The sequence below is a fragment of the Pseudolabrys sp. FHR47 genome, from assembly GCF_005153485.1.
Taxonomy (GTDB): Bacteria; Pseudomonadota; Alphaproteobacteria; order Rhizobiales; family Xanthobacteraceae; genus Pseudolabrys.
The window spans coordinates 1,748,509-1,772,288 of the sequence record NZ_CP039740.1 but is presented as its reverse complement, the minus strand read 5'-3'; the positions used below and the strand labels follow the sequence as shown (position 1 = coordinate 1,772,288).

General features: G+C 63.9%; 19 protein-coding genes. 5 read left to right on the top strand and 14 right to left on the bottom strand.

From position 1 onward, the window contains the following. Positions 1–7 precede the first annotated feature (7 nt). The 5 genes from E8Q40_RS08685 to purC all read right to left on the bottom strand — a co-directional run bounded on the left by E8Q40_RS08685 (position 8) and on the right by purC (position 5,941). Positions 8–1,510: a methyl-accepting chemotaxis protein gene (locus E8Q40_RS08685; protein WP_137044006.1), complete on the bottom strand. Its 1,503-nt coding sequence runs from the start codon at positions 1,508–1,510 to the stop codon at positions 8–10. A 211-nt stretch (positions 1,511–1,721) separates the two neighbouring features. Beyond that, positions 1,722–3,932 (bottom strand): phosphoribosylformylglycinamidine synthase subunit PurL, encoded by a 2,211-nt coding sequence (gene purL, locus E8Q40_RS08680; RefSeq protein ID WP_137044005.1) that lies wholly within the window; start codon positions 3,930–3,932, stop codon positions 1,722–1,724. A gap of 153 nt (positions 3,933–4,085) precedes the next feature. Beyond that, a complete protein-coding gene (gene purQ, locus E8Q40_RS08675; RefSeq protein ID WP_137044004.1) occupies positions 4,086–4,787 on the bottom strand; it encodes a phosphoribosylformylglycinamidine synthase subunit PurQ in 702 nt (233 codons plus the stop codon). A 15-nt stretch (positions 4,788–4,802) separates the two neighbouring features. Further along, entirely contained in the window at positions 4,803–5,045 is a 243-nt protein-coding gene (gene purS / locus E8Q40_RS08670; RefSeq protein WP_137044003.1) for a phosphoribosylformylglycinamidine synthase subunit PurS, read from the bottom strand. A gap of 98 nt (positions 5,046–5,143) precedes the next feature. Then, positions 5,144–5,941, bottom strand: coding sequence for a phosphoribosylaminoimidazolesuccinocarboxamide synthase (purC, locus tag E8Q40_RS08665; RefSeq protein WP_137044002.1), 798 nt, complete (start codon positions 5,939–5,941; stop codon positions 5,144–5,146). 258 nt (positions 5,942–6,199) lie between these two features. Between purC and E8Q40_RS08660 the strand changes: the two genes are divergently transcribed. Next, positions 6,200–6,514, top strand: a complete 315-nt coding sequence (locus E8Q40_RS08660; protein WP_137044001.1) for a DUF1476 domain-containing protein — start codon at positions 6,200–6,202, stop codon at positions 6,512–6,514. A 16-nt stretch (positions 6,515–6,530) separates the two neighbouring features. Further along, complete coding sequence (locus tag E8Q40_RS08655) at positions 6,531–7,328, top strand: HpcH/HpaI aldolase/citrate lyase family protein (protein ID WP_137044000.1); 798 nt, start codon at positions 6,531–6,533, stop codon at positions 7,326–7,328. A 162-nt stretch (positions 7,329–7,490) separates the two neighbouring features. On the opposite strand, the gene E8Q40_RS08650 is transcribed toward E8Q40_RS08655, so the two are convergent. After that, positions 7,491–8,696: a TrmJ/YjtD family RNA methyltransferase gene (locus tag E8Q40_RS08650; RefSeq protein ID WP_137043999.1), complete on the bottom strand. Its 1,206-nt coding sequence runs from the start codon at positions 8,694–8,696 to the stop codon at positions 7,491–7,493. Positions 8,697–8,832: 136 nt separating this feature from the next. Between E8Q40_RS08650 and E8Q40_RS08645 the strand changes: the two genes are divergently transcribed. Continuing rightward, a complete protein-coding gene (locus tag E8Q40_RS08645) occupies positions 8,833–11,055 on the top strand; it encodes an NADP-dependent isocitrate dehydrogenase (protein WP_137043998.1) in 2,223 nt (740 codons plus the stop codon). Between the two features lie 12 nt (positions 11,056–11,067). On the opposite strand, the gene E8Q40_RS08640 is transcribed toward E8Q40_RS08645, so the two are convergent. Both E8Q40_RS08640 and E8Q40_RS08635 read right to left on the bottom strand, forming a co-directional pair. After that, positions 11,068–11,694: a ferric reductase-like transmembrane domain-containing protein gene (locus tag E8Q40_RS08640; protein WP_137043997.1), complete on the bottom strand. Its 627-nt coding sequence runs from the start codon at positions 11,692–11,694 to the stop codon at positions 11,068–11,070. A 16-nt stretch (positions 11,695–11,710) separates the two neighbouring features. Then, complete coding sequence (locus E8Q40_RS08635) at positions 11,711–12,199, bottom strand: Twin-arginine translocation pathway signal (RefSeq protein ID WP_137043996.1); 489 nt, start codon at positions 12,197–12,199, stop codon at positions 11,711–11,713. Positions 12,200–12,422: 223 nt separating this feature from the next. Between E8Q40_RS08635 and E8Q40_RS08630 the strand changes: the two genes are divergently transcribed. Next, on the top strand, positions 12,423–13,637 hold the full coding sequence (locus tag E8Q40_RS08630; RefSeq protein WP_137043995.1) for an NADP-dependent isocitrate dehydrogenase: 1,215 nt from the start codon (positions 12,423–12,425) through the stop codon (positions 13,635–13,637). A gap of 43 nt (positions 13,638–13,680) precedes the next feature. Here the strand turns inward: E8Q40_RS08630 and E8Q40_RS08625 are convergent, their stop codons facing one another. From E8Q40_RS08625 to recA, 6 genes are all read right to left on the bottom strand, one after another. Next, positions 13,681–15,402 carry a monovalent cation:proton antiporter-2 (CPA2) family protein gene (locus tag E8Q40_RS08625; protein ID WP_137043994.1) on the bottom strand — a complete coding sequence of 574 codons (1,722 nt, stop codon included), beginning with the start codon at positions 15,400–15,402 and terminating at the stop codon, positions 13,681–13,683. Positions 15,403–15,547: 145 nt separating this feature from the next. Next, complete coding sequence (locus E8Q40_RS08620) at positions 15,548–16,171, bottom strand: LysE family translocator (protein ID WP_137043993.1); 624 nt, start codon at positions 16,169–16,171, stop codon at positions 15,548–15,550. Positions 16,172–16,173: 2 nt separating this feature from the next. Beyond that, positions 16,174–18,831 carry an alanine--tRNA ligase gene (gene alaS, locus E8Q40_RS08615; protein WP_137043992.1) on the bottom strand — a complete coding sequence of 886 codons (2,658 nt, stop codon included), beginning with the start codon at positions 18,829–18,831 and terminating at the stop codon, positions 16,174–16,176. A 232-nt stretch (positions 18,832–19,063) separates the two neighbouring features. Beyond that, positions 19,064–20,047 carry a zinc metalloprotease HtpX gene (htpX, locus tag E8Q40_RS08610; protein WP_137043991.1) on the bottom strand — a complete coding sequence of 328 codons (984 nt, stop codon included), beginning with the start codon at positions 20,045–20,047 and terminating at the stop codon, positions 19,064–19,066. 329 nt (positions 20,048–20,376) lie between these two features. Beyond that, a complete protein-coding gene (locus tag E8Q40_RS08605; protein WP_137043990.1) occupies positions 20,377–20,754 on the bottom strand; it encodes a hypothetical protein in 378 nt (125 codons plus the stop codon). A gap of 183 nt (positions 20,755–20,937) precedes the next feature. Beyond that, entirely contained in the window at positions 20,938–22,020 is a 1,083-nt protein-coding gene (gene recA / locus E8Q40_RS08600) for a recombinase RecA (RefSeq protein WP_137043989.1), read from the bottom strand. Between the two features lie 226 nt (positions 22,021–22,246). Between recA and E8Q40_RS08595 the strand changes: the two genes are divergently transcribed. After that, positions 22,247–23,755 (top strand): hypothetical protein, encoded by a 1,509-nt coding sequence (locus tag E8Q40_RS08595; protein WP_137043988.1) that lies wholly within the window; start codon positions 22,247–22,249, stop codon positions 23,753–23,755. Positions 23,756–23,780: the final 25 nt, after the last annotated feature.

Genomic DNA, 23,780 nt, shown 5'->3' with positions numbered 1-23,780 from the left:
TGGCCGCTCAGGCGGCCATCGCCTCCTCGTCGCCGTCCAGCTCGATAGTGCCCGACGCCTCGTCGAGCTGGGTCAGCGTACGGTTGATCTGTTCGAGGCCGGCGGCCTGCTCGTTATTGGCCACCGCGATGCCGGAGACGATACTCGCCACCTTGCGGATCTGATCGACGATCTCGGCGAGCGAGGAGCCGGCGCTGTTGACCAGCCCGACGCCTTCCTTGACGCGGTCGGACGACGACACGATGAGCTGCTTGATGTCCTTGGCGGCCTGCGACGAACGCTGCGCCAGGCTGCGCACCTCGGTCGCGACAACGGCGAAGCCGCGGCCCGCCTCGCCGGCCCGCGCGGCTTCGACGGCGGCGTTGAGCGCCAGGAGGTTGGTCTGGCGCGCGATCTCGTCGATCACCGAGATGATGTCGGAAATCTTGTGCGAGGATTCCTCGATGCGCGACATCGCCTCGATCGCCTGGGAGACAATCTGGCCGCTGCGGTCGGCAACGTCACAGGTCGACGTCGCGACACGATCGGCTTCGGCCGCTTCGCCGGCGTTCTTCTTCACCGTGGACGAAATCTCGTCCATGGCGCGCACGCGTTCCTGCACGGCGCGCGAACGCTCCTCCGAAGCGAGCGCGACCTGCTCGGCGCGCCGGCGGCGCTGAGCGTCGACACGCTCGCGCAAGGCGGCCGCCTCGGCTTCGGCCGCCTGCTTGGCGCGTGTCGCCTCGCCAAGGACGACCACGGCGTCGTGCATCTCCTCAATTTCGCTGCGACGCTTCGCATCGAGCGCGTGACCCGAGGCTTCTGTCGCCATCGCCACGAGCTCGCGGCGGATCGTGCCGACCGGCGCGAAGATGCGCCGCACCAGCAAGAACATGGCGGCGCCGGCGAGCACGATCACGGTGAGACCGCCGATCAGGCTGGTCCACATCAGCTGTTCGAGCACAGTGAAAAACTCGGCCTTCTTGACGCCGACATAGGCGATGCCGAGCACCTCGTTGCCGCTGACGATCGGCTGATAGACGGTGAGATAGGTCTCGCCGAGAATGTTGGCTTCGCCGCGATAGGTCTGGCGCTTGGTGAACACGGTCTCGTAAGCCGGGCCCTGCGCCAGCTTGGTGCCGACCGCGCGCGAGCCGTCGGGCTTGGCGACATTCGTCGAAACGCGCGTATCTCCCATGAACACCGTGGCGGTGCCGCCGGCAATCGATTTGACGCGGTCGACGGCCTCGAAATTGTTGTTGATCAGCGTGTTGCCGAAATAGAACTTGTCGCCGTCGCGGCGCGCCGGCCCATAGGCCGTCAGCGCGCTGTCGAGCAGCTTGATATTGATATCGAGCGCATTCTGGGCACGGCGGTACATCTCGCCGCTGGTGATCGACATTGACGTCCAAAGCGAGATGCCGACCGCGATCGCCATGGTCAGAATGGCCATCAGCGTCAGGCGGGAGGTCAGATTCATGCGGCTGAGAATGCGAAATGTGCGACGGGGCACGATGCCGGTCGAGGCCATGCTTGTTTATTCCGGAGCGTAAAAACGGCGATTCGGAATGGACCAACCGGGGTCCGGCGGAAAATGCGACGCCGCCAGACCGCAAAAGGCGGAGCGGCAAAGCGTCACAATCAAAATAAATAACCCGTCCTGCGAAATGGTTGAGCGGGACGATAAACTACATGAAGATTCAGAAAATGACGGCCGCCGGCGGCGCCTACTTCCTAGGCAATCAATTCCGATCGGCCATATAGCCGGGCAGCCAGCCTTCGGTGCGCTCGTTCAGGTCAGACACTGCCAGCGCCCGCTGGCCCTCGACCGCGATCGCGTCGCCGCCGGTCGTGCCGATGCGTGACACCAGCACACTGGCCTTGCGCGCCCGCGCCATCACGAGATCGACGGCCTGGGCGGGCACCGTCACGATGTAACGGGCCTGATCCTCGCCGAACCAGTAGGCGTGCGCCGGCACGTCGTCCGGCGCGGCGTCGAGTTTCGCGCCGATGCCGGAGGCCATCGCCATTTCGGCCAGCGCCACCAGCAACCCGCCATCGGACAGATCGTGCGCGGCAGTGGCCGCGCCATCCAGAATAAGCGCGCGCACGAAGTCGCCGTTCTCGCGCTCCTCGAGCAAATCGACCGGCGGCGGCGCGCCCTCTTCCCGCGCGCAGATTTCGCGCAGCCAGATCGACTGGCCGAGCCAGCCCGTCGTCTCGCCGACGACGAGGATCGCCTCGCCTTCCTTCTTGAAGGCGAGGCTCGCGCTCTTCCTGAAATCGGCGATGACGCCGACGCCGCCGATCGACGGCGTCGGCAAAATCGCCTTGCCGTTGGTCTCGTTGTAGAGCGACACATTGCCGGACACGACCGGGAAGTCGAGCGCCTTGCAGGCTTCGGCAATGCCGCGCACGCAGCCGACGAACTGGCCCATGATTTCGGGCCGTTCCGGATTGCCGAAATTGAGATTGTCGGTGATGGCGAGCGGCGTCGCGCCGACCGCGGTCAAGTTGCGCCAAGTCTCGGCCACCGCCTGCTTGCCGCCTTCGAACGGATTGGCCTCGCAATAGCGCGGCGTCACGTCGGTAGTCAGCGCCAGGCCCTTGGGGCCGTCGAGCACACGCACCACGGCGGCATCGCCGCCCGGCCGCTGCACGGTGTTGCCGCCGATGATGTGATCGTACTGCTCCCAGACCCAGCGCTTCGAGCACAGATCGGGGGTCGCGACGAGACGCTCCAGTGCGTCCGCAATCGTCCCCGGCGGTTCGATGGCGCCGGCATCGATGGCGGCCGGTTTCTCGAGGCTGACGAAGGGCCGCTTGTACTCGGGCGCTGAGTCACCGAGCTCCTTGATCGGCAAATCGGCCATCACCTGGCCGTGGTGCCTGACGATGAAGCGCATCGACGGCGTCGTTTCGCCGACCACCGCGAAGTCGAGGCCCCATTTGCGGAAGATGGCTTCGGCTTCTTTCTCTTTCTCCGGCTTGAGCACCATGAGCATGCGCTCCTGGCTCTCCGACAACATCATCTCGTAAGCCGTCATGCCCTCTTCGCGGCACGGCACCTTGTCGAGGTCGAGCGTGACGCCGAGATTGCCCTTGGCGCCCATCTCGGTGGCCGACGATGTCAGGCCGGCCGCGCCCATGTCCTGGATGGCTATGACGCAATCCTTGGCCATGATTTCAAGGCAAGCCTCGAGCAGCAGCTTTTCCGAAAAGGGATCGCCGACCTGCACGGTCGGGCGCTTCTCTTCCGAATTGTCGTCGAACTCGGCCGACGCCATCGAGGCGCCGTGAATGCCGTCGCGACCGGTTTTGGAGCCGAGATAGACGATCGGCATGCCGACGCCGGACGCCGCGGCGTAGAAAATCTTGTCCTTCTCGGCGAGACCGACGGCCATCGCGTTGACCAGGATGTTGCCGTCATAGCGCTTGTGGAAGCGCACCGAGCCGGCGACCGTCGGCACACCGAAGGAATTGCCGTAGCCGCCGATGCCCGCGACGACGCCGGAGACGAGGTGCCGCGTCTTGGGATGTTCCGGCGCGCCGAAGGACAAAGCGTTGAGGCACGCGATCGGCCGCGCGCCCATGGTGAACACGTCGCGCAGGATGCCGCCGACGCCGGTTGCCGCGCCCTGATAAGGCTCGATGTAGCTTGGGTGGTTGTGGCTCTCCATCTTGAAGACGCAAGCGAGCCCATCGCCGATGTCGATGACGCCGGCATTCTCGCCCGGCCCCTGAATCACCCACGGCGCCTTGGTCGGCAGGCCACGCAGATGGACCTTGGAGGATTTGTACGAGCAGTGCTCGTTCCACATCGCCGAGAAGATGCCGAGCTCGGTGAGCGTCGGCTCGCGGCCGATCAGGTCCAGAATCCGCTGGTATTCGTCCTGCTTGAGGCCGTGTTCGGCGACCAGTTCAGGCGTGATTTTGACGTCGTTGGAAAGCATGGGATTCCTGGGAGCGGCGGGCGCAATTTTGCCTAGCACGGACCTCCCCGGACTTAGACACCCTTGTGCGAGGCTTCCAGAGGAAAATCGGGCCTCGGCCGCGATCACACCGCCAAAATTGCGGTTTTTCGCTACTCCTCCGAAGGAGCGGCGTCAGGCCGCCTTTTTGAGCGCCTCGGCGAGCCCGGCGAACAGGCCGCGGCCGTCGGTCGAGCCGATCTCGGCTTCGACGTGGTTTTCCGGGTGCGGCATCATGCCGAGCACGTTGCCGCCTTCGTTGACGATACCGGCGATGGCGTTGATGGCGCCGTTGTGGTTCCAGTCCGGGTCGATCATGCCGTCCGGGCTCGCATAGCGGAAAATCACCCGGCCCTCGCCTTCCAGGCGCGCGATGGTTTCGCCGTCGGCGATGTAATTGCCCTCGCCGTGCGCCACCGGCACACGGATCACCTGCCCGGCGTTGTAACCGCGCGTGAACGGCGTGTCGGAGCGCTCCACTTTCAGGAACACGTCGCGGCAGATGAAGCGCAAATTCTCGTTGCGCATCAGGACGCCCGGCAGCAGGCCGGTTTCGCACAGGATCTGGAAGCCGTTGCAGACGCCGAGCACCAGCCCGCCCTTGTCGGCGAATTTGCGCACCGCGTCCATGATCGGCGAGCGTGCGGCGATGGCGCCGCAGCGCAGGTAGTCGCCGTAGGAGAAACCGCCCGGCACGACGACAAGGTCGGTGCCCGTCGGCAGTTCATGCTCGGTGTGCCAGACCATCGCCGGCGCCTGGCCGGAAACGAGCCTGAGCGTGCGCGCCATGTCGCGCTCGCGGTTGATTCCGGGGAAGACGAGGACGGCGGATTTCATGGTGCGCTCGCGTTCCTACCCAAGAACCTCGACGTGATAGTTCTCGATCACCGTATTCGCCAGAAGCTTGTCGGCGGCCTGCTTGAGCAGCGCCTCGGCCTTGGCGCGGTCGCCGCTTTCCAGCTCGATGTCGAACACCTTGCCCTGGCGCACCGAGGCGACGCCGTCGACGCCCAGCGAGCGCAACGCGCCCTCGATCGCCTTGCCTTGCGGGTCGAGAACGCCGGATTTCAGGGTGACGGTGACGCGAGCTTTCATCGGTGTTTCCAACGCAGATTTAGAAGCAAAACGGGGGCCATCAAGGCCCCCGGTTAGCACCCTTGCGGATTCGGCTCAATGACGGCGAATCGCCGTCCTCAGCCCTTCACCAGCACCGGGCCGGTGCCCTGCGGGCGCTCGCCCTCGGCGACGATGCCGAGGCGCTTGGCGACCTCGGTATAGGCCTCGACCAGCCCGCCCATGTCGCGGCGGAAACGGTCCTTGTCCATCTTGTCGTTGGTCTTGATGTCCCACAGCCGGCACGAATCCGGGGAGATCTCGTCGGCGACGACGATGCGCATCACGTCGTTTTCCCAGAGCCGGCCGGTCTCCATCTTGAAGTCGACGAGACGGATGCCGACGCCGAGGAAGAGCCCGGACAAGAAATCGTTGACGCGAATGGCGAGCGCCATGATGTCGTCAATCTCCTGGGGCGAGGCCCAGCCGAACGCGGTGATGTGCTCTTCCGACACCATCGGGTCGTTGAGCTTGTCGTTCTTGTAGTAGAACTCGATGATCGAGCGCGGCAGCTGCGTACCTTCCTCGATACCGAGGCGGGTCGACAGCGAGCCGGCGGCGACGTTGCGCACCACCACCTCGAGCGGAATGATTTCCACTTCGCGAATCAGCTGCTCGCGCATGTTGAGCCGGCGGATGAAATGCGTCGGCACGCCGATATCGTTGAGGTGCTGGAAGACGTACTCGGAGATGCGGTTGTTGAGTACGCCCTTGCCTTCGATCACCTCGTGTTTCTTGGCGTTGAAAGCGGTCGCGTCATCCTTGAAATGCTGAATCAGCGTCCCTGGCTCCGGGCCCTCATAGAGGACCTTCGCCTTGCCTTCGTAAATGCGGCGGCGTCGGCTCATCGGGATGTACCGTGGTTTGTGAATGTCCATGGGATGCCGTGGTTCCTTGTTGAAGCGCCTAAAGACCCTCGGCTGTGGTTCTTTTCGATCCAGCGCAAGCTCATGTGGGCATGCGCTAAAACGTCTCGGCCACCGGGTCAACCTAGCCCAATGCCCGGTGCGACACAATCGACGGGACGGGGCGTTTTCCACCTCGCATTTTTGCCGTAATAAGAGGCTGGTAGGTTGCCTTGACCCGGGTCGGGCGATATGCAAACGCGGTAAAATCCTGTCAATCATGAGGGCGGCATGACCACTTTCGACAAGCGCGAAGAAGGCTTCGAAAAGAAATTCGCGCATGACGAGGAATTGCAGTTCAAGGCGATGGCCCGGCGCAACAAGCTGCTCGGCCTGTGGGCCGCGGAGATGCTCGGCAAATCGGGCGACGACGCCAATGCCTATGCCAAGGAAGTGGTGCTGGCGGATTTCGAGGAAGCCGGCGACAACGACGTTTTGAAGAAAGTCGTCAAGGATCTCGAGGGCAAGGGCATCACCGAGCAGCAAGTTCGTGCGAAAATGAACGAACTGCTCACCACCGCCATCGCTCAGATCCAGGCCGGCTGAGGCACCCGGCGCCGCCATGCCGGCCTTCACCCTCGCCAAACGCCTGCGCGCCGGAGAAACCGTCTTCTCCGGCTGGTGCATGATGGGCGCGCCGATCGTCGCCGAGACGATCGCGCGCGAAGGGTTTCCCGCCGTCGTTCTCGACGCCCAACACGGGCTCTGGAATACCGACACGCTCCGTGAGGGTATCGGCGCCGTGCATCATGCCGGTGCCGCGCCATTCGTGCGCGTGCCGCTCGCCGACTTCGGCATGGTGAGTCGCGCGCTCGATTTCGGCGCCGAGGGCATCGTGGCGCCGATGATCAACACCGCCGACGATGCGCGGCAGTTCGCCGCCGCCGCGAAGTATCCGCCGCTCGGCGAGCGCTCCTTCGGCCCGCCCCGCGCGATGATGCTGCAGGGACAAATGGCGGCGACCGATTACCTTGCCGCCGCCAATGCCGGCACGCTGACATTCGCCATGATCGAGACGCCTGAGGCGCTCAAGAACGTCGAGGCGATCGCCGCTACGCCCGGCATCGATGCGCTGTTCATCGGGCCTTACGACCTGTCGACCTCGCTGTCGGCCGGCAAGGCACAGGACATCGAGGCGCCGGAAGTGAATGCCGCCATCGACCGGATTTGCGCCGCCGCCATCAAGGCCGGCAAGATTCCCGGAATCTACTGCCGCGATGCCCAGCGCGCGCTCGAAATGGCCAAGCGCGGCTTCCGCTTCATGACCGTGGGCAGTGATTTTTCCCTGGTGCGCGAAGGCGCATCCGCCGCGCTCAAGCATCTGCCGGTCAAGGCCTCCGGTTCACGCGACGCATTTTAGCTTCAAAAACTGACACCAGGGCTCGAGGCGAACTCTGCCTTCTCCCTCTCCCCTGTGGGGAGAGGGCCGGGGTGAGGGGGAAAGTGAGTCCGATAGTTTGTAACCCCTCACTCGGCGCACTTCGTGCGCCGACCTCTCCCTATGGGAGAGGTGAAGCGAGTGCTAGTCAGGCGCCTGCACCCGCGGCGCCAGATCGTCCAGCACCTTGCCGACGTCGCTCTGCACATCCGCCGCCGCGACCGTAATGACGCGGTAGTTGCGCTCCTTGAGCCACTGATGCCGCGCCGGCCGTTGCTCCCGCGCGAGGTCGGGCTCGTTCGCCGGGATGATCTCGATCACACAGCGCAGCGGGATCGAGACGAGGTCGCCCATGTGCGGGCCGAGCGGCACCTGCCGCTTGAAGCCGTAGCCGGCAAAGCGCCGGTCGCCGGTGAGCGCTTTCCAGAACGTGCGCTCGGCCTCGGTCGGGTTGCGCCGCAAGAGCCGCGCCAGCCCCTTGATCGGCGCCCTCTCCTGCGCGATCTGGCCGGCGCTGTGATCGGCGATGAGACCACGCAGTTCCTCGGCGGCGGCCGGATCGAGGGTGCCGCCGCGCGCCGGGCCCTTGCGGCCATTGGCGATCGCCATCACGACGCCATACAGCGTGCGCACGTCCTGCTGCGTCAGCTCCATGCGCGTGAAGATGTTGCGCAGGTTGATGACCATGGTCTCGCGCTTCTCGGCCGGGCGAAAGAACTCGACCTTCTCCAGCTCGCGCTCCAGATCGCGGAAGAAGGCGCTCAGTTGCTGCTTGCCGACCGGCGGCGATCGGCGCGGCTCGTCCTCGCGCACGGCATCGCTGCCTGCGAGCTTGAACCACTCATAGGCGACGACGATGACCGCCTGCGCCAGGTTGAGCGAGGCGAAGGCCGGGTTCACTGGCAGCGTCACAATGCGGTCGGCCAGCCCGACCTCATGGTTTTCCAGCCCGTTGCGCTCGCGGCCGAACACCAGCGCGACGGTATCGCCGGCGGCAACGCGCGGCGCGACCTCGGCGGCGGCCTGCTGGGCGTCGATGATGGGCTTGAGCTGGTCATGGTGGCGCGCGGTGGTCGCCAGCACGAAAGAGCAGTCGGCGACCGCCTCCTCCAGCGTCTCGTAAAGCTGCGCGCCGTCGAGGACGCGATCCGCGCCGGCGGCCATGACTACCGCTTTTTCGTTCGGCCAGCCCTGCTTCGGCTTGACCAGCCGCAACCGGCCGAGGCCAAAATTGGCCATGGCGCGGGCCGCTGCGCCGATGTTCTCGCCCATCTGCGGCTCGACCAGCACCACCACCGGTCCCAGCCGCTCGATCCAGCGTTTGGTCTTGTCGGTCCCGGCTCCGGGCATTCAAAAGCGCTCCATGGCAGGGCTCTATAACGCCCCGCCCCACCCCGCGAAAGCGCGGCTTTCGCGCCCGAAAACGGGGTGCTATAGGGCCCGCAACCAGCACCACCACCACTCAGCGCTCAAATTGGGGTCATGCATGCCGAATCTCGAAATCATGTGGACAAAAGTCGATGAAGCCCCGGCGCTCGCGACCTATTCCCTGCTGCCGATCGTCCAGGCTTTCGTCGGCGCCGCCGGCGTGTCGGTGAAGCTCAAGGACATCTCGCTGGCCGGCCGCATCCTCGCCAACTTCCCCGAGAAGCTGAAACCAGAGCAGAAGATCAACGACGAACTGACCGAGCTCGGCAAACTGACGCTGAAGCCGGAAGCCAACATCATCAAGCTTCCCAACATCTCCGCCTCGATCCCCCAGCTCAAGGCCGCGATCAAGGAACTGCAGAGCAAAGGCTACGACGTCCCCGACTATCCCGACAGCGACGCGACCCCGGCCGATAAGGAAATCCGCGCCCGCTACAGCAAGGTGCTGGGCAGCGCCGTCAATCCGGTGCTGCGCGAAGGCAACTCCGACCGCCGCGCCGCCGGTGCCGTCAAGGCCTATGCGCGCAGCCACCCGCACAAGATGGGCGCCTGGAGCAAAGATTCGAAAACCCGCGTGGCGCATATGACGAGCGGCGACTTCTACGGTTCGGAAGTCGCGACCACCGTTGCAGCGCCAACCAATGCCAAAATTGAATTTGTCGGCAACGACGGCGCGGTCACCGTGCTGAAGGCGAAGACGCCGCTTCAGGCGGGCGAAGTTATCGATTGCTCGGTGATGAACGTGAAGGCGCTCGATGCGTTCTATGCCGACGCGATCGAGGCAGCGAAGAAGGACGGCATCCTGTTTTCGCTCCACGTCAAAACGACCATGATGAAGATCTCCGATCCCATCCTGTTCGGTCACTGTATCTCGGTGTTCTTCGCCGACGTGTTCAAGAAGCATGGCGCTACGCTGACCAAGCTCGGCGTCAATCCCGACCTGGGCGTCGGCGATATGATGACCAGGATCGAGACCCTGCCCGAAGCCGAAAAGGCGGCGATCAAGGCGGATATCCAGGCCGAATACGCCAAGCGGCCCGGCCTCGCCATGGTCAACTCCGACAAGGGCATCACCAACCTGCATGTGCCGAGCGACGTGATCGTCGACGCCTCGATGCCGGCGATGATCCGCGAGTCCGGCAAGATGTGGGGCGCCGACGGCAAGCTGCATGACTGCATCGCCACGATCCCCGATCGCTGCTACGCGACGCTCTTCCAGGCCGTCATCGACGACTGCAAGGCCAACGGCGCCTTCGATCCCAAGACCATGGGCTCGGTGCCGAATGTCGGCCTGATGGCGCAAGCGGCCGAAGAATACGGCTCGCACGACAAGACCTTCCGCATCCCCGCCGACGGCACCGTCAACGTAGTCGCAGAGGACGGCAAGGTCCTGATGACCCAGAAGGTCGAGGCCGGCGACATCTTCCGCATGTGCCAGGTCAAGGACGCGCCGATCCAGGATTGGGTCAAGCTCGCGGTGCGCCGCGCGCGGCTGACCAATACCCCGGCGGTGTTCTGGCTCGATGCCAAACGCGCGCACGACGCGCAGCTCATCGCCAAGGTCGAGAAATACCTGAAGAACGAGGACACCAAGGGCCTCGACATCCGCATCATGCCGCCGGTCGAGGCGACGAAATTCTCGCTCGAGCGCATCCGCAAGGGCCAGGACACCATCTCCGTCACCGGCAACGTGCTGCGCGACTACCTCACAGACCTGTTCCCGATCATGGAGCTCGGCACCTCGGCCAAGATGCTGTCGATCGTTCCGCTGCTGCAGGGCGGCGGGCTGTTCGAGACCGGCGCCGGCGGCTCGGCGCCCAAGCATGTCGAACAGTTCAAGGGCGAAGGCTATCTGCGTTGGGACTCGCTCGGCGAATTCCTCGCGCTCGGCGCCTCGCTGGAGCATCTGGCTCAAGTCAGCGGCAACGAGGACGTGAAAGTCCTGGCCGAAACGCTCGACGAGGCCAACAGCCAGGTCCTCGAGCACAATCGCTCGCCGGCGCGCAAAGTGGGCGAACTGGACAATCGCGGCAGCCATTTCTATCTGGCACTCTATTGGGCCAAGGCGCTGGCCCGGCGCGACAACAGCACGCCGCTGGCCGCGCGGTTCAAGCCGCTGGCGGAGACGCTCGCGGCCAACGAAGCCAAGATCGACGCCGAGTTGATTGCCGCTCAGGGCAAGCCGGTCGATACCGGCGGCTACTATCTGCCCGACACCGCCAAGACCACGGCGGCGATGCGGCCGAGCAAGACGCTCAACGACGCGCTCGCCAAGCTCTGAGATAATTCCATCTCACGGGGACCCGCTCGATGATGACCTCATCGGGCGGGTTTTCTGGTTGCGCGCCCAAACATCGACCATCACCTTGCCAGCTGCCGCAAGCACCAGCGCGCAGAGCGCCGCCTTCGACACCGTCTCCATCGTCCCTTCGATCAGCACGGCATGGACCACGCTGCCGATGACGATAACCGCTGCAAGCGACATGTGAACGAGCCGCCAGGTTTGCAGCCCCAGTCGCCGCCGGAATGCGGCGAGCAGTGCGACGGCGAAGATGGCCCACATCGCCACCACGCCGAAGGGCGAGAACGGCGTCGGCGAGCGAAAGAGCAATGCATCGGCCATGTCCGGCGGACTGGTGAACCAGAGCCCCGCGACGTGAACGACGATGGCGGCAACCATCACAGCGCCGATCCAGTGATGCACCCGCCGCGCGCGATAAGCCGAAAACCCCGGCAAATATCCGGCAATCAGCAGCGGCTGAACGAGCAACAGACCCAGCGCAAGAATCCCGGCAAAACCGGCGGCGATATAAATCGCATCGCGCCATTGCAGATAAGGGCTCGCGGCGGCCAACGCGATCGGCACGCCAATGGCGCCGATCAGAGCGGCCCAGATCAGGGTCCCCCGGACCCGTCTCATTCCCCTGTTCCCAATGTCAGGCCGGCTGGAGGACGAAATGCGCCTCGAGGCTGGTGTCCTTCGCGCTGCGCATAATGGGTCGCAGGAAGACGGTTTTAAATTCGCCGCTGTCATAAGCCAGGTGGCCATGCGGCTGGCCGAAGATGGGAATGATCTGCGGCATCTCCAGGCGGAACGCGCCGTTCTTGTCGGTCAACGTCGCGCCATGGCTGCGCTGGTCCTCCTCGCGACCTTCGACTGTGTGCGCCCAGATCTGGATGCGTTGCCCCGCCAGCGGAGCGCCGTCACCGGCGCGGCGCACGGTGCCGGACATGACGAAGCCGCCCTTGCCGATGCGATTCACGATCGGCGCGCCCTTCCGATAGTTGTTGGCGCCGCCCGGCATCGATAGCGTCGGTGCCACGCCTTGCGCGCGCGCCGGCAACAACAGCCCGGACACACCGGCCGCCAGAACGGACCCGCCAGCGGCGAGGAGGTTGCGGCGGCTGAATACGATGCTGGTCATGGCAGCGCCTCCTTCCGGTTTCTCGTTCAATGTACCGCGATTGCGGCCATTTTCCAGTTGGCGGGAGGCCCCGCGCGCCCTGACACGCTGACAGTTTCGTGAATGGCAGCGCCGCACCCATGCGACTTAAGTCCATGCGCCGCTGCGGCTTTCGTGGCGCAAAAGGCGATGTTATAGAGCCGCCACGTTGCTGATGCCGGTTCTCGAGAGGTGGGTGCCCGATATGGCGAAGATCAAGGTTGCGAACCCCGTCGTCGAAATGGACGGCGACGAGATGACCCGCATCATCTGGCAGCTCATCAAGGACAAGCTGATCCACCCCTATCTGGACATCGACCTGCTCTATTACGATCTCAGCGTCCAGAAGCGCGACGAAACGAACGATCAGATCACCATCGACGCATCGAACAAGACCAAGGAAGTCGGCGTCGCCATCAAGTGCGCCACCATCACGCCGGACGAAGCCCGCGTGAAGGAGTTCAATCTCAAGGAAATGTGGAAGAGCCCGAACGGCACTATCCGCAACATCCTCGGCGGCACCATTTTCCGCGAGCCGATCATCTGCAAGAACGTGCCGCGGCTGGTGCCCGGCTGGACGCAGCCGATCATCATCGGCCGCCATGCCTATGGCGACCAGTATCGCGCCACCGATTTCAAATTCCCGTCGGCCGGCACTTTGTCGATCAAATTCGTCGGCAATGACGGCCAGGTGATCGAGAAGGAAGTGTTCAAGGCGCCTGACGCCGGTGTCGCCATGGCGATGTACAATCTCGACGACTCGATCCGCAACTTCGCGCAGGCGTCGATGAACTATGCGCTCGACCGCGGCTACCCGCTCTATCTGTCGACCAAGAACACCATCCTCAAGCAGTATGACGGCCGCTTCAAGGACATCTTCCAGGAGGTGTTCGACGCCGAGTTCAAAGACAAGTTCGCGGCCAAGAAGCTCTGGTACGAGCACCGCCTGATCGACGACATGGTCGCCTCGTCGCTGAAGTGGTCCGGCGGTTATGTGTGGGCCTGCAAGAACTATGACGGCGACGTGCAGTCTGACACGGTGGCGCAAGGCTTCGGCTCGCTCGGCCTGATGACCTCGGTGCTGCTGACGCCGGACGGCAAGGTGGTTGAAGCCGAAGCCGCGCACGGCACCGTGACGCGGCACTACCGCCAGCATCAGAGGGGTGAGGCAACCTCGACCAACTCGATCGCCTCGATCTTCGCCTGGACGCGCGGCCTCGCGCACCGCGCCAAGCTCGACGGCAACGACGCGCTGATGAAGTTCTCGCTGACGCTCGAAAGAGTCTGCGTCGACACGGTTGAGTCAGGCTTCATGACCAAGGACCTGGCATTGCTTGTCGGCCCCGATCAGAAATGGCTCTCGACCACCGGCTTCCTCGACAAGATCGACGAGAACCTGAAGAAGGCGATGGCAGCCTGAGCCGCCGTTAAAAAAGAGCCGGCGCAAGCGGCCTTTTCATCCGCTACTTCAACTCCGTCGCCATCTTCTCCCGCGCCTCGGCGAGCCGCATCGAGACCGCGTCGTCCGGAATCTCGAGCCCTTCCAGCACGCGGGCGCCAAGCTGAAGGCTCGCTTCCACGGCTTCCGGAATGACGCCGACGACACCCATGCGTGTCAGCTTGCTGGCGTGCTCGATATCCTTGGCACGGGCGAAGACGCGTGCCTTCGGCTGCAAATGCATGACGGCCTGTACCATGCGTTCCGCCGCGCGCGGCGCGTCGAGGGTGATGACGAAGGCGCGCGCCTTCCGGGCGCCTGCGCGTTCCAGCATCTGCGTGCGGCTCGCGTCGCCGAAGAACACCATGCGCCCGCGGCGGCGTTCCTCGTCCACGGTCATTTCGTTCATGTCGAGGGCGACGTAAGGCACCTGCTCCTTGTCGAGCAGATCGGCGACCATGCGTCCGACGCGGCCGAAGCCGCCGATCACGACATGATCGCGCAATTCCGTCACTTCCTCCTCCGGCGCGTGCCGCTCGTGATCGAAGGGCGCCAGCCGGCGACCCGCGATCCGCGCGCCATGCGCGAGCACCGGCGTGAGCATCATGCTCAGGCCGACCACCGCCACGGTGGCGGTCGCCATTTCCGACGGCAGCAGATTGCCCTGCCGCGCCAGCGCGATCACGACAAAGGCGAACTCGCCGGCTTGCGACAGCAACAGGCCGACTTCCACAGCCTGCGACCGCGGCACGCCGAACAGGCGGGCGCCGGCATAGAGCACGATGGCCTTGACGGCGATCAGGCCGGCGAGCGCGAGGACGATCGGCCCGGCATAGGCCAGCACGACGGCGGGGTCGATGGTCGTTCCGACCGTGACAAAGAAGATGCCGAGCAGCAGCCCCTTGAAGGGCTCGAGATCGACTTCGATGTGATGGCGATATTCGCTTTCGCTGAGCAGCAGGCCGGCGAGGAAGGCGCCGAGCGCGACCGACAGTCCGGCCGCGCCGGTCGCCGCCGCGATGCCGACCACGATCAGCAAGGTGATCGCCATGATCAGGTCGCGGCTGCCGGTATGCGCGGCCGAGCGCAACAGCGGCCGCACCAGATAACGGCCGAGCAGCATAATCACGGCAATGGCCGCAATCGCCTGCGCGAAAGCCAAAAACAATGCCCACCACCGATCCGCACCGCCGCTGCCGCCGAGCATGCCGACGATAAACAAGATCGGCACCACCATGAGATCCTGAAACAACAGGACGGAGAGCGCAACGCGCCCGACGGGCGACGCCGAACGATGCTGCTCGACAAGAAGCTGCATCACGATCGCCGTCGAAGACAGCGCGATACACATGCCAAGCACAATCCCGGACGGCGGCGGCGCGCCGGCGAGGCGCAGCGCGAATCCGATCGCCAGAGACGACACCGCCACCTGGAACAGGCCGACGCCGAGCACGTAGCGCCGCAGTTGCCACAGCCGCTGTACCGACAATTCGAGCCCGAGGATGAACAAGAGGAAGATGATGCCAAGTTCAGCCAGCGGCTCCGCGGTCCGCGGATTGTCGAAGGTGACATAGCTGACCCATGGCACCTCCGCCGCCAGCCGGCCAAGGCCGAAGGGACCGAGGATCACGCCGACCAGCAGGAAGCCGAGCACGGTGCTGATGCGGGCGCGGTGGAACAGCGGCACAATCACGCCCGCCGCGATCAGAAAGATGATCAGCCCTTTGAAGCCTTCGGCGTGCAGCAATTCGATCGCCCTCTAAAGGTCCGCCCGCGCCGCAGTCTATCACGCGGCGTCGACGCAATTGCGGTCATGGAGTGCCACCGAATCGACCCCTTGAAGATACACGAGGGCATGGCCACCGGCGCGCGTGCTTCGCTCGCGCCAGGGCTTAGAGCTTGGCCGACAGTATTTTGTAGCCGGCATAGCCGAAGGCGAATGCGAAAACGCCCTCGAACCAGCGCCGCAGCTTGAGATATCCGCGCACAACGGCCGCGCTCGAGAATAGGATGGCGTAGCCGAAAAATATCACGGTGCTTTGCAGGGCGATGGCGACAACGACCAGCGCAAGATCGGACAGCGTGGCATCGAGCGGAATGCCGAAAGCATAGAGCGAGCCGAAGAACAGGATCGCCTTCGGATTGGTCAGATGCAGCGCCAGCCCGCGACCAAAGGCACCCTTCAGCGAGGCGACGGAAAGCCCCGGCAGTTCGGCCCCGCCCGGGGTCAATGCCGAGCGCGCCGACTTGAAGGCGAGAAACAGTAGATAGGCCGCGCCGCAATAGCGGACCACCTCGAGCAGCCAGACATTGGCCAACATCACGGCGGAGAGTCCCGCGGCGGCGCTGATCGACCAGATGAGCGAGCCGCTCAGGATGCCTGCGGCCAGCGCCAGACCGACGCGGCGTCCACCGCGCATCGACGTGCCGGCGATGGCCAAAGTCGCGGGTCCCGGACTGGCCGCGGCAATCAGCGCGGCGACCAGGATAAGCGAGAGGTGGATGTGGCCGACCATGTTCAGCCCGCCAGGGCCGCCTCGACGGCTTTCAACGCCGCGTCGGCCTTGGCGCCATCCGGGCCGCCGGCCTGCGCCATGTCGGGACGGCCGCCGCCGCCCTTGCCGCCGAGCGCCTCGGAGGCCTTCTTGACGAGATCGACGGCATTGAAACGCGAGGTCAGGTCGGCGGTGACGCCGACGACGATGCCGGCCTTGCCGTCCTCGCTGGTGGCGACCAGCGCGACAACGCCGGAGCCGATCTGCTTCTTGCCTTCATCGGCGAGCGACTTGAGGTCCTTGATGTCGATGCCGGTGACAGCGCGCGCCATCAGCTTGATGTCGCCGACGGTACGGATATCGCTCGGCGCGCCGCTCGCGGCGCCACCGCCGCCCATCGCCAGCTTCTTGCGGGCGTCGGTGAGTTCGCGTTCCAGCTTCTTGCGCTCGTCGAGCAAGGCCGCGATGCGCGCCGGCAATTCTTCGAACGGCGCCTTCAGCTCCGCCGCCGCGGCACGCGCGGTGTGGAGCTCCTTGTTGACGTAATGGCGCGCGACATTGCCGGTCATCGCCTCGAGACGGCGCACGCCGGCGGCGACGCCACTGTCGGTCAGGCCGGTGATGAAGCCGATATCGCCGGTGCGTTTCACATGGGTGCCGCCGCACAGTTCGACCGACCAGCCGAGCGTGTTGCCACTCCCCTCGCCCATCGCCACGACGCGCACTTCGTCGCCATACTTTTCGCCGAACAGCGCGCGGGCGCCGGAGGACCGCGCATCGTCGAGCGCCATCAGCCGCGTCGTCACCGGTGCGTTCTGCAGCACGATGTCGTTGGCGATGTCCTCGACGCGCGCCAGTTCCTCGGCCGTCACTGGCTTGGGATGCGAGAAGTCGAAGCGCAGACGATCGGGCGCGACCATCGAGCCCTTCTGCGCGACGTGATCCCCTAACACCAGGCGCAGCGCCTCGTGCAGCAAATGCGTCGCCGAATGGTTCTGGCGGATCGCGGCGCGGCGCGCGTGATCCACTTCCAGGAGCAGCGGATCGCCGATCTTGACCGTACCCTCGATCACCCTGACCGCATGGGTGAACAAATCGCCCTGCTTCTTCTGCGTATCGGTAACGGCGACCTTGACGCCGGTCGCGCGCATTTCGCCGGTGTCGCCAACCTGGCCGCCGGACTCGCCATAGAACGGCGTCTGGTTGAGCACGATCTGGCCGATATCGCCGGCCTTGAGTTCAGTGACTTCCTTGCCGTCCTTGACCAAAGCCGCGACGACGCCCTCGGCGCTTTCGGTCTCGTAGCCGAGGAATTCGGTGGAGCCGAGCTTCTCGCGCAGCGCGAACCAGATGGCTTCGGTCGCGGTCTCGCCCGACGAGAAGCGCGACTCGCGCGCCTTGGCGCGCTGGCGCTCCATCGCGTCGGTGAACGAAGCGATATCGACCGAGATGCCGCGCGACTTCAGCGCGTCCTGCGTCAGGTCCAAAGGAAAACCATAAGTGTCGTACAGCGTGAACGCAGTCTCGCCGTCGAACATGTCGCCCTTCTTGAGCGACTTCGAGGCGTCGTCGAGAATGGTCAGGCCCTTGGCGAGCGTGTTGCGGAATCGCGTTTCTTCCAGCTTGAGCGTCTCGGTGATCAGCGCTTCGGCGCGCGTCAGTTCCGGATAGGCCTGGCCCATTTCGCGGGTCAGCGCCGGCACCAGCTTCCACATCAGCGGCTCGCGCGCACCCAGCAGTTCGGCATGACGCATGGCGCGGCGCATGATGCGGCGGAGCACATAGCCGCGGCCTTCGTTCGACGGCAGCACGCCATCGGCGACGAGGAACGAGGCGGCGCGCAGGTGATCGGCAATGACACGGTACGAGGCGCGGGTCTCCTCGGTCGGCCCGCGCGAGAGGCCATGCGCCACGGCGTCGATCAGCGCGCGGAACAGGTCGGTGTCGTAATTGGAATGCACGCCCTGCATAATGGCGGCGATGCGCTCCAGCCCCATGCCGGTGTCGATCGACGGGCGCGGCAGCGGCACGCGGTTGCCGGGCGCGATCTGCTCGTACTGCATGAAGACGAGGTTCCAGAATTCCAGAAACCTGTCGCCGTCCTCGTCGGGCGAGCCCGGCGGGCCGCCCTGCAGCTTGTCGCCCTGGTCGATGAAGATTTCCGAACACGGCCCGCAGGGCCCGGTGTCGCCCATCTGCCAGAAATTGTCCGAGGTGCCGATGCGGATGATGCGATCGTCGGAGAAGCCGGCGATCTTCTTCCACAGGCCGTGGGCCTCGTCGTCGTCGGCATAGACAGTGACGAGCAGCTTGTCCTTGGGCAGCCCGAAGTCCTTTGTGATCAGGTTCCAGGCGAGCTCGATGGCGTTGTCCTTGAAATAGTCGCCGAACGAGAAGTTGCCGAGCATCTCGAAGAAGGTGTGATGCCGCGCGGTGTAGCCGACATTGTCGAGGTCGTTGTGCTTGCCGCCGGCGCGCACGCATTTCTGCGCGGTGACGGCGCGCACGTAATCGCGCTTCTCGACGCCGGTGAAGACGTTCTTGAACTGCACCATGCCGGCATTGGTGAACATCAGGGTCGGGTCGTTGCGCGGCACCAGCGCCGAGGACGACACCACGCGGTGCTCGTGCTTGGCGAAGTAGTCGAGGAAGGTCTTTCTGATGTCGTTGACGCCACTCATGTCCGAACGCCGCTATCCCGATTGTTGAACGGGCACGCGAAAGGCCCCCCGGCCGCGTGCCCGGCCGGGGGCGTAAAGGCCCGTCCGGCTTTGATTTTTCCGGGGTTCTATTTAGCGAGGGGGCCGGGAGAGTCGAGGGAGGGCGGGAAACTGTCATGCCCCGCGCAGGCGGGGCATCCAGCGATTGAGCCCCACAGTGCTGGGTCGCCCGCCTTCGCGGGCGACGACAGGCTCACCCCCAGGGACTGCGGCGCTGGCCCCAGGGACTGTTGCCGGACGGCCCCCGGGCCGAACCGGTCCGCGGCACGCTGCCGCCCCCACTCCACGGGCCGTGCCCGACAGGCGCAGCCGCCCCCGGCCGCTGGCCGACGGAGGCCGCGAGCTGATGCAACGCGGCGATGCGGTTCTCGGTCGCCGGGTGGGTGGAAAACAGGTTGTCCATGCGCTGGCCCGACAACGGATTGATGATGAACATGTGCGCGGTCGCGGGCGATTGCTCGGCGCTCTCGTTCGGCACCATGTGGGCGATGTCGGCGATCTTGCCGAGCGCGGAAGCGAGCGCCAGCGGCTCGCCCGAAATCTGCGCGCCGAGATTGTCGGCCGCGTATTCGCGGGTGCGGCTGATCGCCATTTGAACGAGCATGGCGGCGAGCGGCGCCAGGATCACCATCGCCATGGTGCCGATGAGGCCGAGGCCGTTATTGTTGTCGCGGTTGCCGCCCATGCCGGAGAACATCGCAAAATTGCCGAGCATGGAGATGGCGCCGGCAATGGTCGCGGTAATGGTCATGATCAGGGTGTCGCGGTTGGCGATATGCGCGAGTTCATGCGCGACGACGCCGGCGACCTCGTCACGGTTCAGCGAGCGCAAGAGGCCGGTCGTGACCGCGACTGCGGCGTTCTGCGGGTTGCGGCCGGTGGCAAAGGCATTGGGTTGCGGATTGTCCATGATGTAGACGCGCGGCATCGGCAGGTTCGCGCGCTGCGACAGCTCCGCCACCATGCGGTAGAGATCGGGCGCGGAATTGGGGTCTACTTCCTGCGCGCCGTGCATCGACAAGACCATCTTGTCGGAATTCCAGTAGGCGAACAGATTCATGCCGCCCGCCACGACAAGCGCGATCATGGCGCCGCTGGAACCGCCGATGAGAAAGCCCACGCCCATGAACAGCGCGGTGAGACCCGCCAGCAGAAGCGCAGTCCGGAAATAGTTCATCATTCCCTCGTCACGGGGCGCCACGGCCCACACCTCGGCGCCGGACCCCATTGTCGGGGAAAAATGTCGTGATGGCGGGGCTTTAGTGCAAGAGCGCACGCTGACGCGGCGCAATGACAGGATGCCGCAGGCGTTCGGCCGGGCGGTATCCGCCGCGCACGCCGACGCCCCCGTCCTCGGTGGCGGCCGCTTTACGCAGCCGGGTGCCGACGGGGGCGACAAACGTTTACGCACAACCTGAACTTCACGGGCCGCAAAGCCCGTAACTCAGTGCTCTTTTTGACGCGTTTTCTTCACGCGAACCGGTTTCCACTTCGCTCGAAAACGCTTTAGCGGGCCTTCTTTGTTTTCGGCCCACCTGCCCTGGCTTTGGCCGAAGTTTTTGCCTTGGCCTTCTCCGCCGCCTTGCGCTCCTTGCGCGCTTCATTGGCGGCCAGCACCTCGGCCGATTTGGCGCCTGAACCGGCGCCTGTTTTGACACCCGCGTCGGACTTCGCCGTTGCCGTCATCGGCGTGGTCCCGTCCTCGGCGGGCTTGGTCTTCAGTTTTGCACGACCCTTCGTTCGCTTCTCCGGCTTGGCCAACGGTGTCACCTGGTCCTCGGCTTTCGCCGGAGTCGCGGGCTTGTGCTGCGCCAGCACGATGATCTCGCCGGTGGACGGCTCGATCATCTCGATCATGGTCGGCGTTTCTTCGTCCGCGATCACTGCGTCGGAAGGCTCTTCAGTCGGTTGATTGGTCGGCTTGGGCGCTGCAAGCGAAGACAGAGTCTTCGCCTGTGCCGGATTCGCGGCGGCTGCCGCCTCTCCCGCTACGGAGAGACTTTCACCGCCGGTGCCGGCGCCGGAGCGTGGCGCAAAGCCACGATCATCCGGCGTGCCCGGAGCTTTTCAAGCCTCCAGCGCGTCGTCGTCCTTGTCGCCGGCTTCGCCCGCATCGATGACGTCGGCGATGACGCCGGAATTGGCGCGGACGGCGGCTTCGATCTTCGCCGCGACATCCGGATTCTGCTTGAGGAATACCTTGGCGTTCTCGCGGCCCTGGCCGATGCGCTGGCTATCGAACGAGTACCAGGCGCCGGACTTCTCCACGACATTGGCCTTGACGCCGAGGTCGATGAGTTCGCCGGTCTTGGACACGCCCTCGCCATACATGATGTCGAATTCGACCTGCTTGAACGGCGGCGCCAGCTTGTTCTTGACCACCTTGACGCGGGTCTGGTTGCCGATCACCTCGTCGCGGTCCTTGATGGCGCCGATGCGACGGATGTCGAGGCGCACCGAGGCGTAGAACTTGAGCGCATTGCCGCCCGAGGTCGTCTCCGGCGAGCCGTACATGACGCCGATCTTCATGCGGATCTGGTTGATGAAGATCACCATGGTCTTCGACTTGCTGATCGAAGCGGTGAGCTTGCGCAGCGCCTGGCTCATCAGGCGCGCCTGCGAGCCCGGCTGCACGTCGCCCATTTCGCCTTCGAGTTCGGAGCGCGGCACCAAAGCGGCGACCGAATCGACCACCAGCACGTCGACCGCGCCGGAGCGCACCAAAGTATCGGCGATCTCGAGTGCCTGTTCGCCGGCATCCGGCTGCGAGATCAGCAGCTCATCGACATTGACGCCGAGCTTGCGCGCATAGACCGGGTCGAGCGCGTGTTCGACGTCGACGAAGGCGCATATGCCGCCCTTCTTCTGGGCTTCGGCAATGGTGTGCAGCGACAGGGTCGTCTTGCCGGACGATTCCGGCCCGTAAATCTCGACAATGCGGCCGCGCGGCAGGCCACCGACGCCGAGCGCGATGTCCAGCCCGAGCGACCCGGTCGAGACCACCTCGATGTCCATCGACTTGTCGGACTTGCCGAGCTTCATCACCGAGCCCTTGCCAAACTGACGCTCGATCTGGCTGAGCGCGGCAGAGAGGGCTTTCGACTTGTCCATGGACGATCCTTCGACGACACGCAGGGCAGGTTGGCTCATGTGGCGCTCCTATATGGGCTCAGATTCGGACCCCGACAACGCGAGGGACGGGCCCTCCCCGGCGGTCTGATCAATTGTCGAGATACCGTACACTATTTGTTCTCTGTTCGCAATATGTTCTTTTGCGAGATACCGCAAGTATATCCCCTTGGAACATGTACCGAGACTCGGTATGTTCCAACGCAGCCCCTACTAGGCCTAGGATCGGCCGAAGGGAAATGGATCGATGCTCAAAAAGGCCTATGAGGCGTTCAAGAAGGTGGACCCTCTCCTCAGTCTTGGCGGGTATATCTGGATGCTGTTCGGCGCGGTTGGCCTCACCGGGGCGGTCGCGATGGGGTGGCTAACTTCACAACTCACATGGTTTTGGGCGACCTTTCAGTGGGCGGGCGTTCTGTTCATCAGCCTGCTCACTTGGTTGCTTATTGGGATAGGGCTTAACCTGTACCGACACACAGGCGGTACGGAGAAGCGTCCCTTGGACCCATGGCTCATAGTCGCCGCGGTTGCGACCATTGTGGTGATTGCGTCACTCGTCGCCTATGCGGTGCAGCGCAATCCATCTCGGGTAATACAGGAACCAATTGCGGCAGGTACCGCTTCCGCCAAGAAGCAAGGCGACGGCCCAATTATGTTATCGGAGTTCGAATGGGGCTTCGAGCGCCATCCTGGCTATCCATACATCGGAATGATGGGGGGCGCGTCGCACAACCCTGCGGTAGTCTTTCAATTTCGGGCCCAGGGCCACAACAGAACAAAAGACCCGATTAGCAACGCGAAAGCGTACATACGCTCGGACAGAAGCGGGGCCATCTATCCCGGCTTCTTCAACATCAAGGGCAACCTTTTTAGTGGCGATGAGATCAATCCGATACCGGTCGATGCAATCATTGATATTCACGCCTATTTCGATCCCGATAAAAAGCCAATCTCAATCGAAACACTGCTGAACGAGATTGCACCTATCACTTTCTTTTTTGACTATGACGGCAAACAGTACCGTAGATCATTTTCGCATCAAGAAATTGAAGTTTTAGTTCGTCGGTCTGAGCAAGAGATGAAGCCTCAAGTCACGCCGCCTCAAATGTCTCCGAAAAAAGAGAGCGGCGGTGTTTCAAAAAACGATCAGAGAAGCACTCAACCGAAGGGCCAGACGAATTCAGAGGGGCCAAAACCTCATGTGCAGCAGGTTAAACCCGAGACGCCTTCAAAGCCGCACCCGCCGATCGCGATAGAGCCTCAACTTCGTGAGATGTACAACATTATGGTCAAAAACCCGGTCAACTTATCGACGGTGTCGCACAAACTCAGGATGTGGCGGGAAGAATATAACCAAAGGTTCAGGATGGCGGTCAGGACCGGGAGGTCTGCTCCGTCATCATCAGACGGTTTGGACGAAATTCGGAAGCTAGTGTCGCAAATGACCGCATCTTATGCGGATCAAGAGCAATCACTTAGAGAAATCGCGCGGCGCGACCCGTCTTACAGCAGCGACCTCGGTCCTTTTGTCATGAACGCTGTTATCTCTGCTCAAGCCAGAGAAGAGCTGGGTAATGTTTTGGCGCAATGGAAATATTTCTCGACGGACGCCCCGCTCAATGGCGAGGCTATTAATATAGTTCAGAAGCAGAATGAGCGCGCTCTGAAATATATTGACGAAATCAATCAGCAGCAGACAGCGGCCATAAATTCAATCAAACAGGCCATCGAGTCCATTCAAGCGAGGACGCAATGAAAGATCAAGCATCAAAGCGCTTCGA

Coding starts and splice junctions, on each gene's coding strand:
- E8Q40_RS08685 (WP_137044006.1), bottom strand. CDS start 1,510: ATGGCCTCGACCGGCATCGTGCCCCGTCGCACATTTCGCATTCTCAGC.
- purL (WP_137044005.1), bottom strand. CDS start 3,932: ATGCTTTCCAACGACGTCAAAATCACGCCTGAACTGGTCGCCGAACAC.
- purQ (WP_137044004.1), bottom strand. CDS start 4,787: ATGAAATCCGCCGTCCTCGTCTTCCCCGGAATCAACCGCGAGCGCGAC.
- purS (WP_137044003.1), bottom strand. CDS start 5,045: ATGAAAGCTCGCGTCACCGTCACCCTGAAATCCGGCGTTCTCGACCCG.
- purC (WP_137044002.1), bottom strand. CDS start 5,941: ATGGACATTCACAAACCACGGTACATCCCGATGAGCCGACGCCGCCGC.
- E8Q40_RS08660 (WP_137044001.1), top strand. CDS start 6,200: ATGACCACTTTCGACAAGCGCGAAGAAGGCTTCGAAAAGAAATTCGCG.
- E8Q40_RS08655 (WP_137044000.1), top strand. CDS start 6,531: ATGCCGGCCTTCACCCTCGCCAAACGCCTGCGCGCCGGAGAAACCGTC.
- E8Q40_RS08650 (WP_137043999.1), bottom strand. CDS start 8,696: ATGCCCGGAGCCGGGACCGACAAGACCAAACGCTGGATCGAGCGGCTG.
- E8Q40_RS08645 (WP_137043998.1), top strand. CDS start 8,833: ATGCCGAATCTCGAAATCATGTGGACAAAAGTCGATGAAGCCCCGGCG.
- E8Q40_RS08640 (WP_137043997.1), bottom strand. CDS start 11,694: ATGAGACGGGTCCGGGGGACCCTGATCTGGGCCGCTCTGATCGGCGCC.
- E8Q40_RS08635 (WP_137043996.1), bottom strand. CDS start 12,199: ATGACCAGCATCGTATTCAGCCGCCGCAACCTCCTCGCCGCTGGCGGG.
- E8Q40_RS08630 (WP_137043995.1), top strand. CDS start 12,423: ATGGCGAAGATCAAGGTTGCGAACCCCGTCGTCGAAATGGACGGCGAC.
- E8Q40_RS08620 (WP_137043993.1), bottom strand. CDS start 16,171: ATGGTCGGCCACATCCACCTCTCGCTTATCCTGGTCGCCGCGCTGATT.
- alaS (WP_137043992.1), bottom strand. CDS start 18,831: ATGAGTGGCGTCAACGACATCAGAAAGACCTTCCTCGACTACTTCGCC.
- htpX (WP_137043991.1), bottom strand. CDS start 20,047: ATGAACTATTTCCGGACTGCGCTTCTGCTGGCGGGTCTCACCGCGCTG.
- recA (WP_137043989.1), bottom strand. CDS start 22,020: ATGAGCCAACCTGCCCTGCGTGTCGTCGAAGGATCGTCCATGGACAAG.
- E8Q40_RS08595 (WP_137043988.1), top strand. CDS start 22,247: ATGCTCAAAAAGGCCTATGAGGCGTTCAAGAAGGTGGACCCTCTCCTC.